Consider the following 15,527-nt stretch of genomic DNA (forward strand, 5'->3'; position numbering starts at 1 on the left):
GGTCCAACATCGCTGGCGATATCGCCGTAAACGCCTCTACCATCACCTCCTCATTAGCAAACCTGCGCATATTCTCCGATGCATCGACGCCGACTACAGAATGTTCCAATGCGACTAAAGGTTTCGCCATTCGCCCCAGTAAGCACTTCCTATCTTCTTATAGTGCAGACTTATTTCAAACCTCAAATAAATTGTTAACATTTGCGACGATTATTCATCATGGAGAAGTAGGGCCTTCTGGACACTTTCTAGTAAAGAACCGTCTTCAAAGGGCTTAATAAGAAAATTGATTGCACCAGCTTTCAAGGCATCAAAAAAAAAGGCTTTCTGTCCCATAGCGCTAACTACAACTATTTTCGCCAAAGGGTCGCGCTCAATAATTTTTTTTCGTAGCCGCAAGTCCGTTCATGGTAGGCATCGTAAAATCCATAAGAACTAGATCCGGTCGATATTGAAAATAAAGCCGAATCGCCGCTTCGCCATCGCCAGCTTCGCCAACAATTTGATACCTGCCGCTTTTCTCAAGAATATTCTTTTCATGCGTACGCACAAACAAAGAATCATCACAAAGTAAAATATGCTTCATGTATAACTCCTCTGCATCATCTTTTTAGCCCTTTACAGAAACTGCCCGTTAAAAACTGCGACGATTGCTTACTAGCGAATTGATACTCCAACTTGGCTCATCGCTACTGTACGATCATCAGCGATTTGCGTACCTCCATGATAGATCGTTGTACTCGTTGCACTGCCTCCATCAAAACGAGTTGCGTGCCGCCATTAACTGTCGTACTATTCGCTCTGCCGCCACCATATACAAACTGCCATCCGCCGCTATTGATCGTCGTACTCGTCGTACTGCCACTATCATGTACACCCTGCACCCCGCTAACTGTCTCTCCCGATACAATAGTCCCTGAACCGCCTACATCTCCCGTATAAGCAGCATGCACAGTGCTGAAAAACAAACTATCGGCCACCTCGCCGCCGGGTTCGACCAGAGTCGCCATGATATAGGGTTCTTTCTCTGGTACGGCTGCTGCCAAGGGCGCTAAAATCGGTGCATTGACCTGCACGCCATTTATCACCGCCAAGGCAATAGATAAAGCTTTTTGCTGCTTCAACGGCTTTTCCTTATGTTTCTTTTTCATAGTATTCATCTCTTTTCTTCTGACATTTTGCTACTTTTTCTATTTGCTTTTTCCCCATTATTCATTCATAATCCAAGCCATAATCACGTCGCAACTTTTCGATCGCACGAATCACCTGCTGAGACGTAATCAGGCGGGTACATTCAAATTGCTGTGGTGTCTCTTGCCAACGGGGACACCAATCAAACTCCTGATTGCTAAACTCAATCTTGCTGTCATTGAAACAACTGTTACAGACATGATAATTGATCACCCGATAGGGTGTATAAAATTCATTAATTGGCAAGGTAAACCCACTGATCATAACCACAGGCTTGCCGACTGACCAGGCCAACCAAGAGAGCCCGCTTGACAGGCCGACAAAAAAATCCGCATAGTACAAAAGATTAACTCTCTCGATCAAGGGACGGTCTCCCGTAAAGTCTTCGGCGCCATAGGGGATCGTGTTCCAGCGGTTTCCTATGCCATGGCTGTTTTCTTTATCGATGCAAAGCACCCGATAGCCCTTAGATTTGAGATAGGCGACAGTTTCCAGCCACCCGGTCGGATTGTTCCAGTATTTCGCCTGACTTGTCGCCTGCGCGGCAATACAGACGTAGGGCTCTGCAATCAATCGTTTTATCGCCGTCGGCGCAATCTCAGTTCGTACTGGCGCGACGTTGAGACCAAGAATAGCGGCAATCGCCTGCTGCAATCCCACGACCCGCCAATCCACTGGATGATAAATACGCTCATTGCAGGGAAAAAAGTAGCCGATGTAATAAGTGGCATAAATTCCATTAGGTCGCTCATCCACGTCGATAAAGTGAATATCCGGATAGCTTGGCTGAAGCAGCGCCGCCAGCTTTCGATCCATAGCGCAGTAAACCTGACAATGATGTAGATATTGAAAAACCTGACCGTAAGCAAAGGCGGCCAAGGTATCGCCGATAATACTTCGCTTCGGATATTGCAGTAGGATTTTCCGTTTCATCGGATTAAAATTATGTTCTAACACGAGTCGGTCATCACGATATATTTCGAGCCGAAAGTTGACATAGTATTTTTTCGTACTTGTTACCATACTGTTATCTACTTTGTCATCATACAGTGTCAATTCGTCATCACGGTCAATGATTTTAACCCGCCAGTTTCCTGGCGGCACCTTAATTCTTGCCCCATGGTTAAAGTCAAATTTCAGACCGTCAATGTCGGTTTTACAAGTGAGCGGTCCATTGTAAAAGATCATATAAGAATTCATTTCGCTTGCGTCACCGCCGCTTCGGCCAAGGCTTTAGCCTGTTCTGGCTGCAAGTGATAGTCCGCCATGAGCTGATCAATGGCTTTTTGCACCTGCACCTCCGTAATAAAGCGCGTACATTCAAATTGCTGATCGGTATTCTTATGACGCGGACACCAGGCAAAATCATGATGTTCAAATTCAATGCTACTATCGTTCCAACAGCCATTGCAAATATGATAATTGATCACGCGATAAGGCGTATAAAACTCGTTAAGCGGCAGCGTAAAGCCGCTAATCATCACAACAGGTTTTCCTACCGCCCAAGCCAGCCAGGAAAGGCCGCTTGATAGCCCTACAAAAAAGTCAGCATGATAAAGAAGGTTGACTCGCTCGGCTAGCGGTCGATCTCCTGTAAAATCTTCCGCGCCATAGGGAATGGTGTTCCAACGGCTACCAGAGCCATGGCTGATTTCCTTGTCAATACAAAGCACCCGATAGCCTTTCTCTTTCAGATAAGCAATCGTTTTCAGCCACCCCATGGGATTATTCCAGTATTTCGCTTGACTCGTCGCCTGCGCGGCAATGCAGACATAAGGCTCGGCGATCCTGCGACTCTGATCGGTTGGCCTAATTTCAGTCGGCACTTCCACTGGATCAAGACCCAAAATGTAGGGGATATTCTTTTGCAAGCCTACAATCCGAAAATCAACTGGCTGATGATGCCTGTCATTACATGGAAAAAAAATCCCCATATAATAGCTGGCATAAAGGCCCTCGGGCCGCTCATCAGGACCGACAAAATGAATTTCAGGATAGCTAGCTTCAAATAGCCCTGCCAATTCTACCGCCATAGAGCAGTAAAGTTCACAGCCGTGGCGCGCCTGAAACAGCCGCGCATAGGGAAACCAGGCGATAATATCGCCAAGCGTCCCCACTGGATATTTTATAAGTACTTTTTTCCCGCGAAGATCTAAATTATGTTCTAAAAAAAGCTTGTCATCTTTATATACTTCAATGCGAAAATTGACGTAGTACTTTTTCGTACTTGTGACAACGACGCCTGACGCTGGAGCTTCATATAAAATAATGGCCGCATCGCGATCCATGATTTTTACTCGCCAATTTCCTGTTGGCACCTTAATTCTCGCTCCATAGTTAAAGTCAAATTCCAACTCAGCAACACCGGTTTTTCCCGTAATCGGCCCGGCATCAAACACCACAGGCGCTGCTTTCTTCCCGCTAGATTCTTGTACCTTACTTGACTGCACTTCGCCATTCGCTAGTTCCGTATTCGCTGCGTCATTCATTGGTTTCGCCCCATTCTATTTATTGTTTTCTAGCCCGTCCAGGCGATCCATTCACGATTTCATCGATTCTAATAGAATTTGGAGCAGTTGTTCCCCCGAAGTAATCGTTTGTTCCTGACAAGAAATCACTGTTGCTCGATCCCGCTCTGCTTCCAAACCAATCAGCTTAATGGCGGGAAATTGCTGCATAATACTTGTAATCACCGTTTGGCTGGCCGATCTATTTTCAAATAAGATGATATGCGGCGATAACATTACAATCTCCCATAGAACTTCCTCTAAGGTATTGCCCAGCCAGCACACTCTGATTCCTTCCTGCTTCTTGAGTACGGCTTCAATTCCCAGTAAAAATACACTGCGGCCATAAACTCCGACCTCTAAATACGGCTTCAACACCCTCGCCTCGCTTTTATCCGACACTTTCGGTTGTATCTCTCTTCTAGACTACCAAAATTTTCTTGTCCTGACCCCTACCTTTGGGATAGTCAAAAAAATAAAAAATATAGCTGAGACTATACTTTCGGATAGTCTCAGCTATATTTTTGCTAAACTCATATTGTTTTATATTTTGTTAGAAACAGACGATGACTTTCGTTCCTTCGCCCGGTTTCGTAGCAACAGTCAGTTCGCCGCCCACTTCTTGGGCGCGTTCCGCCATAATCTGCAGACCAAAACTTTTATCTTTTCGCTGAAGCGCTGCTTGATCAAAACCGCAGCCGTCATCAGCAATGGTCACCATAATTTGGCTGCCGGCTTTCTCAATGGCTACCTTGGCCTTGTGAGCTCTGGCATGCTTGCGAATATTCGTAAGGGCTTCTTGGATGATTCGCAAAAGCTGCAGCTTCACTAAATCACTAAACAAACTATCAAGCGATTCTTCCGGTAAAATCAGCTCTACGGCAATCCCGCGATGCTGTTCATACCAGCTTACATATTCACGAAGTTGCGTCATGAACTGACAACGAGCTGTATTCGTCTTTTTCAGCCCCACAATGGACTCGCGAATATCCGTATTGAGCCCTTTGATGATGTCCCGCAGCCGATCCACCTTTGCCAGTGCCGCTTCGTCCTGACTTGTTATCAGGAGATGTCGCAGATTCTGTAGCTCCAGCCCCAGGAAATTACTAACCTGAGCCTTATCATCATGCAATTCTCGCCCGATCCGATCGCGCTCATTCAGAATTGATAAGGTCTTTTCTTGTTCTAACAGTTTTTTCTGCTGTTCCCTTTGTTCCGTAACATCTTTAAGTACAAGTACGCGCCCAAGCCACCGCTTACGACTTTGTAGCGGCGTCATTGTCAAACGATAATAGCGAAGTCCTTGCGGCTCATGGCGAAACAGCTCCAATGTTTTGACGGCGTTACCAGTGCAGACAGTAGCCAATTCCGGCCAGAGTGAGGTTAATCGCTCAAATTTACCGCCTATTTTTACCGGAACATCTCCGAGAAGGCCTTTCATGGCTGGATTCATATCGGCAATATAACCATACTCATCCACAACGACAAGCCCGTCGATCATATCCCGAACAACCACTTCCTGCCCTAGAGCTAGGACGGTGTAGGTATGCCACCGATAAAAGCCCCACGTAATAAGCAGCGCACTAATCAAAAAGCTTACGGGCAGTGGCGAAAAGGGCGCTCCCTTTGGTAATAACGCGACGATAGAACCGATTGCTGAAAATCCCCCCGCGATGGTAAACCAAAGCGCTTGCCGCCGCCGTAACCCGCCGGTAATCACTACCCACCGGATACTAAAGCCAAAAGCGAGCATACATAATACATAGCTATTCAACCGCGACAACCAAACACCAGGTCCCAACAAAACCTGGAATCGTTCCCCCTGCAAAATCGCTTGCTGCCAAAATAGTCCATGCCATGAATTAGACACAATAGCCGCAACAATACAGCCCGTTAGGGCAATCAGACTATACTGCAGCGTCTGCGGTACCTTATCTTGCTGACGGCTAATTCTTATCACAAAACGAAACCAGAAATACGGCGCAATTGTACTGGCAACTTGTACTACCTGTGCCCAAAAAAGCTTATAAGATGCCCCAGTGCTCACAGTAATCATCACAAGCCCTGACAACCAAATGCCTTTGAAAATTTCGATGTAGACTTGTTCCTTCACGCCTGGAGCTTTGCGAAATTGCCAAGTGTACGTCGCCATAGCAATAAGAGAGCCTACGACTAATAAGTAGAACCAACTATTGGTAATCAGACGATATTCATGAACTGACACTACGAATCATCCCTCGAAAAATACTATAATTGCAGCACAAAACAATGTGAAATTATTAAAAAGATTCGCTGCAAAGAAAAAAGAAACCTTTATTTTCTGAGGGAAGTTCTACGTTGAAACAGCCAGGCTGCCAGCAAAGCGGTCAGCGGAATAGAACAAACCAGACCAATGCTGCCGGTTAAAGCCCGCACTATCTCTGTGGCGATCATATTAAAATTCATCAATTTTTCCATGCTCATATTTTTTTGTACAGAAATAAGTAAGAGCAGCGGTAAAGACGAACCGACATAGGCTAAAATCAATGTGTTGGCCATTGTGCCCATAATATCACGTCCCACATTCATTCCCGCGCGAAATAGCTGCCGAAATGAAGAATCAGGCAGACAGCTTTTAATTTCAGCAACAGCCGATGCGATCGAAATAGTCACATCCATAACCGCGCCTAAAGCTCCGAGCATCATTCCCGCGAAAAGGACTCCCTGAAAATCAACATTCGGCAAAGCTGTCGCTTTCAGCATCATCGCTTCTTCACTTTCAAGGCCCGTCAAATGCATCAAACTGATAGCTATGTGCGCCAAAATTCCGGCAATCGCTACGCCGCCAATAGCCCCTAAGATGGCCGACCGTACTTTCACATTCCAGCCGCTAATAACAGTCTGCGTAAAAAAGACAATGACACTGCACAGCAGAAAAACCAGTAAAATAATGTGATCTTGCCAACTAACAAGCAGGCTTATAAAGACCTTTAAAATCAAGCCACAGGACAAAGCAATGACTAAAAGCGCCTTTAAGCCAATTTTCCCGCCAAACAAAATAAGGGAAAGAGCAAACAATGCCAGCAGCCCATATAAATAGGGTTCTCGTTCGAAATCACTGATATGATAGACTGTCTCGCCCGAATCCTGAGAAACAATAACAACCACCCTGTCGCCCACAGCCACATCAACCGCAGAAAAAACGGAATGCAATGGCAAATGATGCACCGTCGTAACGGTTTCCCCTTGGTGCGGACTTGTTTTCAACTCCAAGGTAACAAGTTCCAACTTTTCTGGGAAAGCTGCCTTTTTTTCCGTTTGCGGCAAAATCATCACTTGTCGTACCACTGCTTTTTCGTACTGCTCAGGTGCGGCTTCCACAGTTTGATAGCTCATTGTAAATAAAACCGCCAACAGCAGCAATATAGCAATTCCTAGTCGCATAAATAGCCCCGCCTTTTTATCATTTGCTAAGTTATGATTTACTAAAAAGCTTCACTGTTCTTTGATTTTGACGATCCACTTTTTCAGGATAAATATAGGCAATCGTCATCCCCGCTGGCATAGTATCTAATTGAAGCTGTTTTTTCTCCAGGTGATCCGCTTCACTCCAAAAACGATATTTCACCTGCTTAGCGTCAGCATTACAAACAACTCCCACTTCCATCACCTGCCCTTGTTGCTTCACTAAAATAATCGCACCCTGTTTTCCTTCGCGCGCCTGAGTTTTTTCAACCCAGCCTTGTCGTGCCGCCTCTAAAAACCACTCCTCCTTATCACCAGACCAATCCACGCCTGGTGCAGGCGCTGTCTTATCAAACTCCTGTGCTGCATAGGCCAGCGCTTTCGTCGCAAAGTGTTTATAATACGTGGCTCCTGCTTCATCACAATCACAAGCAAAACAAGTGAGCGGTGTCAAACAAAACAACCCTATCCATAAACAAACTAACCATTTCAATACTTTCTCCTCCTTACATACCTTCAAATTAACTTAAATCCAAGATTAATAATACAATTTGTAAATAGTAATATTATTATTTACGTGATGAGACAGGAAAACCCTGCTAAAAAGTTGAGTAAAAATAAAAGGTAAAGCTCTGCGGTAAAATCCCGCAAAGCTTTACCTATGAAAGCGTTATTAAGAATGAAATAAAGTATTCTCATTCTGTTGTCCCCATGCTAAAATCGGACGAATTACGTATTGCGCTATTAGAAAACATAAGATCAGCGAGCTAATTGACACGCTGCTATATTTTATCCAGATATTAATATCTAATTTTTGTACCATACAGCTGATTGGAATATAGATACAGGGATGAATGAAATAGATGATATAAGAGTTAGCAGCGAGTCTGCGCCACAAGGAATGATTCTTGTTAAAGTAACGTTGAAATATAGCAATGAGCGCAAAGGTTACAGTTAAGCAGAACGCAGCATGAGTCAGCGCATGACCAGCTTTGAAGAGTGTCGGCACATCTGGCACAAGTGTAAAGGCCACACGATAACTTAGAAAAACAAATAACATAACCATAGCAGCCGTAGCCCAGGGAATCAGACGAGGGTTATAGCCACCAGAGGTAAACCAAGCATGCTTCCAAGCATATACGCCTAGCCCAAAATAACAAAAGTGTAGAATCAACCGTACTGGTTGAACCATGAAGAGAAACTTCACATTAAGCCAAGTATCATTCCAAAAAAATAAATTACTACAAAAAAACGAGACTGCCGTAACTAAAACAAAGGCAACGAAAAAAGACGTCGACGGTGTAGTTTTTACCGTTGCTTTTGCAAGATATCCAGGATTGTTACGATGGAATATTGTGAGTATTAAGAAAAATAAAGCCAAAATTCCCAAGAACCAATAGGGACCTTGCTGGTAGTAAGGACCCCAAAAACCTTCCCGCCAAAATACAAAATAGTTAGGCGGTATCTCCATGCGACTAAAAAAAGTGCTATAGGCAATAAGCGGTGCAAGAAATAGCGTACCACCCAGCCAAGGAATCACGATGCGTCTTACTTTGGCCCGCCAAAAAACGGAGATTCCGTTCTTAATTAATACATGAGGCGCGAAATAGCCCGCAATCATGAACATAATTGGCATAATATATACGTCTGTTTCCAATACAAAATAATCAAAGAACGTACTTTTCTTAATGTCGTTTACGCACCACCATGCTAAGTCCCATGTGGTATAGCACATTCCAATATGAAACACAACTACAAGTAGAATAATAAAAGCCCGTAGATTATCAAAGAAATAGAATCGTTGCTTACCTAGGGGTTGCCCTTCCATGTATTCCACCTCCACTACCATTTTATGTCTTTCTTCACCATCGGTTGAAAAACACCTGCAATAGCTTGGTAAAATATGTATTGCTATTTTACGCAATAAAATTTTGCATTCCCTAATTTATGACCTACACTCAATATTATTAATCCGAATCCATTTATTTTCTTATTGACCTAAATTCTGCGGAAAACCACTCATTATCCCAGCTTAAATCGCAGATACTTAATCTGTAAGGGAGGTTGTAAAATTGAAAAAAATAAAAATGCCAAATAGACCCGCTATGCCTTTTCCGACGGTCCTCGTAGGTGCGGATGTTAACAGCAGACCAAATTATTGCACAGTTGGCGCTTGTGGGGTAGTGAATTTGGAGCCGATGCTGTATGTCTCTTTGAAAGAAACGCATTATACGACTATCGGTGTTAAAGAGAACGGATTTTTTAGCGTAAATCTACCCTCATCGGACTTGGCAAAGAAGACTGATCTCTGTGGCGTAATATCAGGGAAAACAACAGATAAATCCGAATTGTTTACTCCTTTTTACGATGAGGCAGGCAGAGCGCCAATGATACAAGAGTGTCCAATCAATATGCTTTGCAAAGTAAGCCAAACGATTACATTATCAGGATTTGCGATGTTTCTAGGCGAAATAGTGTCCGTTTATGCATCTAAAAATAGCTTAACAAACGGGCAAATCGATCCTGTAAAAGCAAACCCGATGGTCATGATGTTTCCCTCATATTTTGAATTTAGTAAGGTTGTTGGCACGGTATTCAAGGATGGAAGTGATTATAGAAAGACCCTGGACATATGACACGCCAGGTAACCTAAACTTACGCAAGAGGGCCTATCGTGTTTTGTCCTTCTTGCGTGTTTAGGTTATAAAGTCTATTATGATCCTATCAATTTGCGATTCCTTCTTAAATAGAGGATATGTGGAGTCCTAAAGGTTTACAGCTTCAGTGTAAATAGGGTATACTTTAATGTAAATAGTAATTTATTTCAATATACTAGCAATTCCAGTTTAATTGACACACATTTGTCATATATTTGCTGTATACTGAGAAAAAGCTACTAAAATCCCATTCAAGGAGGCGGTCTTATTGATTTTACTGTGTTTCCTCGTTGCAATTCTGTTACTAGATTTTCGCTTTGTCTATAAATAAACTAAACTTCCCAGTATACTGCTAGGATTGCTTCTATAGATTTACTTATGGGTTCAACCAGTTATAAATTGTTGAAAATATAAGTTCGTCTATATGCCCTAAATAATACGGCAAGAGTACGGACAAAGTCTTGACAGCAAAAAAGGGCTGTCGCACTAACAGCAGATTTCCTTCTCTATTGTGCTTGCGTAATACGCAAACTTCACAGTAAAGAACCGAAAAATGCCTCAGTGCGACAGCCCTTTTTGTTACTGACAATCTCAGATCTCAATCAATTCGTACTGCTGCGTACCAAGCCCCAATTTTTCCGCATGTTCCAGGCAGCCTTGCCAGTTGGTCGTCGGGTGCGCATGAGTGAAATGATCGCCAGATTGCAGCTTTTTCGCATCGTCAGCAAGCTTTTCACCTAAGAAGCTTTCCGCGATGACCGGAGCGGCCATGGCTTTATCAGCGCAGGCCATATCCAGCGCTACGGGGTCAAACGAAGCAAACATGCCTACATCAGGGATAATCGCCACATCATTTTCAGCGTGACAGTCACAGAAAGGCGCCACATCAATCACCAAGCTAATATGGAAATGCGGCCGTCCATTTAAAACAGCCCAAGCGTATTCCGCCATTTTCTTGTTCAAAATATCATTGGAAGCATCCCAAGCAGCGCCAATCGCATTGAAATGGCAAGTGCCAATGCAGCGACCGCAACCCACGCATTTGCTATGGTCAATCGAAGCTTTTTTATCGGTTAGCGTAATAGCGCCATGAGCGCAAATCTTCGCACAGCTGCCGCAACCAACACAATCTTTTGCTCTTACACGCGGCTTGCCATCACTGTGCATTTCCATCTTGCCAGCGCGAGAGCCACAGCCCATACCCACATTTTTCAAAGCGCCGCCAAAGCCAGTAAGCTCATGTCCTTTAAAATGAGTTAAACTGATAACAATATCGGCGTCCATAATAGCTCGGCCAATCTTAGCTTCTTTCACATGCTCGCCAGCCGGAACGGGAACATAAGCTTCATCAGTTCCCTTCAGCCCGTCGCCAATAATAACCTGACAGCCTGTCGTAAAGGGATTATAACCGTTTTCATAAGCAGCCTCCATATGTTCGATCGCGTCTTTGCGACGTCCCACATAGAGGGTATTACAGTCTGTCAAAAATACTTTGCCGCCAAGACTTTTTACTACATCAGCAACGACTTTGGAATAGTTTGGCCGAAGATACGCTAGATTACCAGGTTCACCAAAGTGAATTTTAATCGCCGTAATCTTCTTATTAAAATCAATGTTTTCAATGCCCGCCTTGCGAATCAACTTTTCGAGTTTCTGCAACAGATTCATATTCTGCGTTGCCCGCAAGTTCGTAAAATAGACTTTCGACTTTTCCATGTAGAACCTCCTCAATAATATGTGTTGTCATAAAAACAAGAGTGCTTTCCTCAAAATAGCATTCTTCCCTAAGACAGTGTTAACAAGCAATTAATGCTGATTTGTCCATCCATTCTTTGCACCAAGCTTACAGCAAATACCGTTAGAGCTTCCCGCAACCACTTCATCATAATAAGCTAATTTTTGTTTAATGCGGATCAAGCAAGTATTCATGTGAGAAATTTTTTCTTCTACAGCTTCTTTATGATCCACAATAATTTGACGCCGTACTTCTGTTGTTGCGTCCCCTTGGCGATACAGCTCGACATACCGCTTAATTTCCTGCACAGGCATTCCCGTGCTGCGTAAACAGCGAATCAGCGTAAGCCATTCCAGATCTTTTTCGGTAAAAACACGATTGCCCTGGGCGTTTCGATGGAGATCAGGCAAGAGCCCTGCTTTTTCATAATACCGGAGCGTGTAGGCTGTAAGCTCCAATTTTTCTGCAGCCTCTTTAATTGTATAAGGCACTTTTTCATCACCTGCTCACTTTGTAACACTTTGCTCCATCATACACCCTAGAGTAAACTCTAAGGCAAGTCTTTCATCAAATTCTTCAAAAATCACTTATGGTTTTATGGTAAAACAAGATTGTCCTGTTTCTCTACTATAGGGAAATTCAAAAGTTAGAATTCCGAGCGCCCCAGCGCCAAGGCTGTATTTTTGAAAAATAATCCCCACCTTGTTATCGCCAGTAAGATAAAAATCAGGTTGATCGGCTACGCCTTTATAGGGAGAAAAAATATAAAGTTTGCGCGCTTGCACCTGCTCTAGTACTTTTTGGCTAAGCTCTTGTTTCGCCGCATCATTCCAACAAAAAAGATCGCCAAAAGCAAGCTTCTGCCCTGTTGTTAAATCAAAAGTATAGCCAGAGGAATAGGGCGAACCATGAGCCCCACCGGCAAACACGTAAGTATTCAAGGTAAGGCTAAGCAGATTTCCTTCATTACGATACACCTGGTACTGCATCGTTGCTGAAAATGAAAGGCCGCGCGCCAAAGCCTCTTGATTTTGATCAAAGGTATTTTGGGTTTCCGCAATAAACTCGTCTACTTTTGCTTCAATTTGCTGATTGATTTTCGCTTGAACTGCTTGATTTTCCAGCCCGTCAATATGGGGATACTTTAAAGAAAACCAGCCGTCCTTATAATCGTATTGATCCACGATGACGGCTGGCGCCGCCTCAACTTGAGACAAACTCGGCGAAAAACTCCAAAGCGCGCCTAATAGCAAGAAAAACCACACCATAACCATTTTTCTAAGCAAGAAACTCCCTCCCCTTCTATCCGCAAAATGATCTTGTCTATCTTTACTATATACGGAGTTTTTTCGAAAGAAAAGAGTTTTCGCCTATTCTTTAGCTAATTTTTCGGTCGAATTAATAGCGTAAAAAATCCGCCGACAAAACAAAGCAAAGCCATCGTAAAAAACACATCTTGAAAGGAAAGAATCGATGCCTGTCGTGTTACCATCTGACTTAGCATTGCTTTAAGCAAGGTGTACTGCTGCGGTAAAAGTCCGCTGCCTGTCATCCAGCCATGAGTTGCTTTCGCAATCTCGCCGCTTGTCATGCCCTGATCTCCCCATAAAACCTGTAAGATGCGAAAAATATCCTGCGGGGCGCTCACTGCCGCATTTAAATATTCTTTCAGAACAGCCGTATGGTAAATTTCCCGCCGGGTAAGTAAGGTTTCGGCAAAAACAACGCCCATACTGCCGCCGATAATTTTAGACAAATTAAAAATCCCGGCGCCAACGCCAATCTTGTCACGCGGCAACGATGAAACGGCACAGTTACTCAACGGCGACATGGTAAGACCCAGCCCAACGCCGAAAACCATGAGTCGCACAAAAAAATCATTTGTCGCAAAGTTTTCGTTAATCGAGTCAAGCCAGTATAAGGAAAAAGCTACAAGCATAACGCCAATAAAGGCGGGAATCTTTGAGCCAAGTCGATCAGCCAACCGTCCGCCGAGCGGCGAAAAGACCACCATCGTCGCTGTCAACGGAAGCAATACAATCCCTGCCGTAATGGAATTATAATTCAAGATCGATTTAAGAAAAAAGGGCAACAGAAACATGCCGCCATAAAGCGTCACAAAAGTAACAAACCCTACGATATTGGCTGCAACAAAATTGATATCGCGAAACAAATCTACTTGAATCATGGGCTTTTCAACACGAAGCTCCACCACAATAAATAGTACTAACATGGCGAACGCTGCATAGAAGAGCGTAGAGATATAGAGAGAATCCCACCCTTCTTTCTGACCCTGATTTAGGGCGACAAGCAGACAGCTAATACTAGCAATCATAAAACCAGCGCCAATATAATCGACGCTAGCCCCTTTTCTTTGCTGTGAAGCCGGAATGACAACAAGTCCTAAAATAAGGCTTACAATACAGGCAGGCTCCACTGAAAAAAAGACAGATCGCCAATCAAACTTTTCCAGTAAAAGTCCGCCAAGTGTCGGCCCCATAGCACTGCCGGCTGCAGCCATGGCGCTCCAAATTCCCAAAGCCGCACCACGTTCCGCTACAGGAAATGTTTCAGCTACTATGGTCATTGCATTCGGCAGTACCATACCTGCGCCGATGCCTTGTAGAATGCGAAAACAAATCATCATGGATTTACTTGCCGCTATCCCGCAAAGCAACGACGCTGCCGTAAATAAAACAATTCCGAAGAGATAGATTCTTTTCGCGCCAAACCGATCACCTAGTTTACCGGTCAATGGCAGTGTCGAACCATAAGGCAACATATAGGACAGAGATACCCACACAATGGAATCCATATTAAAGTTCAGCGCCGCCATGATATTGGGCAATGCAATATTGACGCAACTGCTTACGTAGGCAGTCAACACAGTGCCCAGGCAAACTGTGCATAATACAGCGTATTTATTCATAAAAGCCCCTTCTGACTACATTCATTCTTAGCGTACCTTGATCGTGATCAGCGCCGACATGCCTGGTTTCAACACGCTATCACTGGCATCTGCTTTGATTTTAATGGGCAAACGCTGCGTCACTTTCGTGAAATTAGCTGAACTGTTTTCCGTTGGTAGTAAAGCAAACTGCGAACCCGCAGCTGGTCCTACTTCGCTTACATGACCGGTAAATTCCTTACCAGGATACGCATCGATGGTAAAATCAACAGCTTGACCGACTTGAACTTTGCCGATATAGGTTTCTTCGATATTGGCCCCAATCCAGACATCAGCAAGATCACTGATGCTAAAAAGCTGCTGACCATACACGATAATTTCACCGTCTTCCACAGATTTCAGCCCAACGACGCCGTCAACAGGGGCTTTAATTTGCGTATCTGCTAACTGAATCTGAGCATTTTTGAGCGCTGCCTGGGCTTGCTTTACTTGTGCTTGCGCCAGCATAATATCTTCTTTTCGCGCGCCTTCGGCGCTTAAGCTATATTGCTCGTTGGCGGCACTATGCTGCGCCTTAGCGACTTCATAAGCAGTTTTGCTAGCGTCGCGCTGTTGCACTGAAATGGCCCCTTGCGCATATAACGCTTCATCACGCTCACTGTTCTTGCGGTAATTTTCCAGACTAGCCAGTGTCTGAAGTACATTAGCATTGGCCTGAGCTACCTCTTGCGGCCGATTTCCGGCTTGCAGCGCTGCAAGTTTCGCCTGTGCCATAGCCAGATTGGCTTCGGCCTGCTCAACTTGCATTTCAAATTCCGCTGTTTCTAAGGAGGCAATTGTTTGCCCAGCTTTCACCGGATCGCCTTCTTTCACAAGCACTTTCGCAATCCGACCATTTACTTTTGCACTGACTGCCACAATCGTTCCTTTCACGCGAGCATCGTCAGTTGCTACAATGCGACTGGACCGCACCCACCACCAAGCACCGCCAATCAATGCAATGACAATAAGCAGACTGGCAACAAAGGCCATCTGCCGATTATTTAGTTTCGTTTTTCCCTCACCCATAAAAATACCTCGTCCTC

At 44.2% G+C, this 15,527-nt stretch carries 16 protein-coding genes; 1 reads left to right on the plus strand and 15 read right to left on the minus strand.

What is annotated here, in order from left to right:
* Window positions 1-210 precede the first annotated feature (210 nt).
* The 10 genes from AC0NJP_RS13930 to AC0NJP_RS13975 form a co-directional block, all read right to left on the minus strand.
* Window positions 211-363, minus strand: coding sequence for a response regulator (locus tag AC0NJP_RS13930; protein WP_474700196.1), 153 nt, complete (start codon window positions 361-363; stop codon window positions 211-213).
* 10 nt (window positions 364-373) lie between these two features.
* Window positions 374-586, minus strand: a complete 213-nt coding sequence (locus tag AC0NJP_RS13935) for a response regulator (RefSeq protein ID WP_474700197.1) — start codon at window positions 584-586, stop codon at window positions 374-376.
* 103 nt (window positions 587-689) lie between these two features.
* A complete protein-coding gene (locus AC0NJP_RS13940) occupies window positions 690-1,151 on the minus strand; it encodes a hypothetical protein (RefSeq protein WP_474700198.1) in 462 nt (153 codons plus the stop codon).
* 61 nt (window positions 1,152-1,212) lie between these two features.
* Window positions 1,213-2,391 (minus strand): autotransporter strand-loop-strand O-heptosyltransferase, encoded by a 1,179-nt coding sequence (locus tag AC0NJP_RS13945; RefSeq protein ID WP_474700199.1) that lies wholly within the window; start codon window positions 2,389-2,391, stop codon window positions 1,213-1,215.
* Window positions 2,388-3,680 carry an autotransporter strand-loop-strand O-heptosyltransferase gene (locus AC0NJP_RS13950; RefSeq protein WP_474700200.1) on the minus strand — a complete coding sequence of 431 codons (1,293 nt, stop codon included), beginning with the start codon at window positions 3,678-3,680 and terminating at the stop codon, window positions 2,388-2,390. Before AC0NJP_RS13950 ends, AC0NJP_RS13945 begins: the two co-directional genes overlap by 4 nt.
* Before the next feature lie 51 nt (window positions 3,681-3,731).
* Window positions 3,732-4,073 (minus strand): hypothetical protein, encoded by a 342-nt coding sequence (locus AC0NJP_RS13955; protein WP_474700201.1) that lies wholly within the window; start codon window positions 4,071-4,073, stop codon window positions 3,732-3,734.
* Between the two features lie 178 nt (window positions 4,074-4,251).
* Window positions 4,252-5,922 (minus strand): histidine kinase N-terminal 7TM domain-containing protein, encoded by a 1,671-nt coding sequence (locus tag AC0NJP_RS13960; protein ID WP_474700202.1) that lies wholly within the window; start codon window positions 5,920-5,922, stop codon window positions 4,252-4,254.
* 89 nt (window positions 5,923-6,011) lie between these two features.
* The gene (locus AC0NJP_RS13965) at window positions 6,012-7,121 is read right to left on the minus strand and encodes a YibE/F family protein (RefSeq protein WP_474700203.1); all 1,110 of its coding nucleotides are present in this window, start codon (window positions 7,119-7,121) and stop codon (window positions 6,012-6,014) included.
* A gap of 31 nt (window positions 7,122-7,152) precedes the next feature.
* The gene (locus AC0NJP_RS13970) at window positions 7,153-7,635 is read right to left on the minus strand and encodes a hypothetical protein (RefSeq protein ID WP_474040750.1); all 483 of its coding nucleotides are present in this window, start codon (window positions 7,633-7,635) and stop codon (window positions 7,153-7,155) included.
* Window positions 7,636-7,815: 180 nt separating this feature from the next.
* Window positions 7,816-8,970 (minus strand): acyltransferase family protein, encoded by a 1,155-nt coding sequence (locus tag AC0NJP_RS13975; protein WP_474040751.1) that lies wholly within the window; start codon window positions 8,968-8,970, stop codon window positions 7,816-7,818.
* A gap of 244 nt (window positions 8,971-9,214) precedes the next feature.
* Here AC0NJP_RS13975 and AC0NJP_RS13980 point away from each other — a divergent pair, with 244 nt between their 5' ends.
* Window positions 9,215-9,778: a flavin reductase family protein gene (locus AC0NJP_RS13980; RefSeq protein ID WP_474700204.1), complete on the plus strand. Its 564-nt coding sequence runs from the start codon at window positions 9,215-9,217 to the stop codon at window positions 9,776-9,778.
* Between the two features lie 612 nt (window positions 9,779-10,390).
* Here AC0NJP_RS13980 and AC0NJP_RS13985 read toward each other — a convergent pair.
* The 5 genes from AC0NJP_RS13985 to AC0NJP_RS14005 all read right to left on the minus strand — a co-directional run bounded on the left by AC0NJP_RS13985 (window position 10,391) and on the right by AC0NJP_RS14005 (window position 15,510).
* Window positions 10,391-11,515, minus strand: coding sequence for a DUF362 domain-containing protein (locus AC0NJP_RS13985; RefSeq protein ID WP_474700205.1), 1,125 nt, complete (start codon window positions 11,513-11,515; stop codon window positions 10,391-10,393).
* 90 nt (window positions 11,516-11,605) lie between these two features.
* A complete protein-coding gene (locus AC0NJP_RS13990) occupies window positions 11,606-12,025 on the minus strand; it encodes a MerR family transcriptional regulator (protein ID WP_474040757.1) in 420 nt (139 codons plus the stop codon).
* Window positions 12,026-12,121: 96 nt separating this feature from the next.
* Window positions 12,122-12,820, minus strand: a complete 699-nt coding sequence (locus AC0NJP_RS13995; RefSeq protein ID WP_474700206.1) for a DUF3298 and DUF4163 domain-containing protein — start codon at window positions 12,818-12,820, stop codon at window positions 12,122-12,124.
* A gap of 95 nt (window positions 12,821-12,915) precedes the next feature.
* Window positions 12,916-14,463: a DHA2 family efflux MFS transporter permease subunit gene (locus tag AC0NJP_RS14000; RefSeq protein WP_474700207.1), complete on the minus strand. Its 1,548-nt coding sequence runs from the start codon at window positions 14,461-14,463 to the stop codon at window positions 12,916-12,918.
* 27 nt (window positions 14,464-14,490) lie between these two features.
* The gene (locus AC0NJP_RS14005; RefSeq protein ID WP_474700208.1) at window positions 14,491-15,510 is read right to left on the minus strand and encodes an HlyD family secretion protein; all 1,020 of its coding nucleotides are present in this window, start codon (window positions 15,508-15,510) and stop codon (window positions 14,491-14,493) included.
* Window positions 15,511-15,527: the final 17 nt, after the last annotated feature.

It is taken from the genome of Pelorhabdus sp. sgz311002, from assembly GCF_056134285.1.

Excerpts from the sequence above, each read along its gene's own strand:
- AC0NJP_RS13935 (WP_474700197.1), bottom strand. The coding sequence starts at position 586 with ATGAAGCATATTTTACTTTGTGATGATTCTTTGTTTGTGCGTACGCAT.
- AC0NJP_RS13940 (WP_474700198.1), bottom strand. The coding sequence starts at position 1,151 with ATGAAAAAGAAACATAAGGAAAAGCCGTTGAAGCAGCAAAAAGCTTTA.
- AC0NJP_RS13945 (WP_474700199.1), bottom strand. The coding sequence starts at position 2,391 with ATGAATTCTTATATGATCTTTTACAATGGACCGCTCACTTGTAAAACC.
- AC0NJP_RS13950 (WP_474700200.1), bottom strand. The coding sequence starts at position 3,680 with ATGAATGACGCAGCGAATACGGAACTAGCGAATGGCGAAGTGCAGTCA.
- AC0NJP_RS13965 (WP_474700203.1), bottom strand. The coding sequence starts at position 7,121 with ATGCGACTAGGAATTGCTATATTGCTGCTGTTGGCGGTTTTATTTACA.
- AC0NJP_RS13975 (WP_474040751.1), bottom strand. The coding sequence starts at position 8,970 with ATGGAAGGGCAACCCCTAGGTAAGCAACGATTCTATTTCTTTGATAAT.
- AC0NJP_RS13985 (WP_474700205.1), bottom strand. The coding sequence starts at position 11,515 with ATGGAAAAGTCGAAAGTCTATTTTACGAACTTGCGGGCAACGCAGAAT.
- AC0NJP_RS14000 (WP_474700207.1), bottom strand. The coding sequence starts at position 14,463 with ATGAATAAATACGCTGTATTATGCACAGTTTGCCTGGGCACTGTGTTG.
- AC0NJP_RS14005 (WP_474700208.1), bottom strand. The coding sequence starts at position 15,510 with ATGGGTGAGGGAAAAACGAAACTAAATAATCGGCAGATGGCCTTTGTT.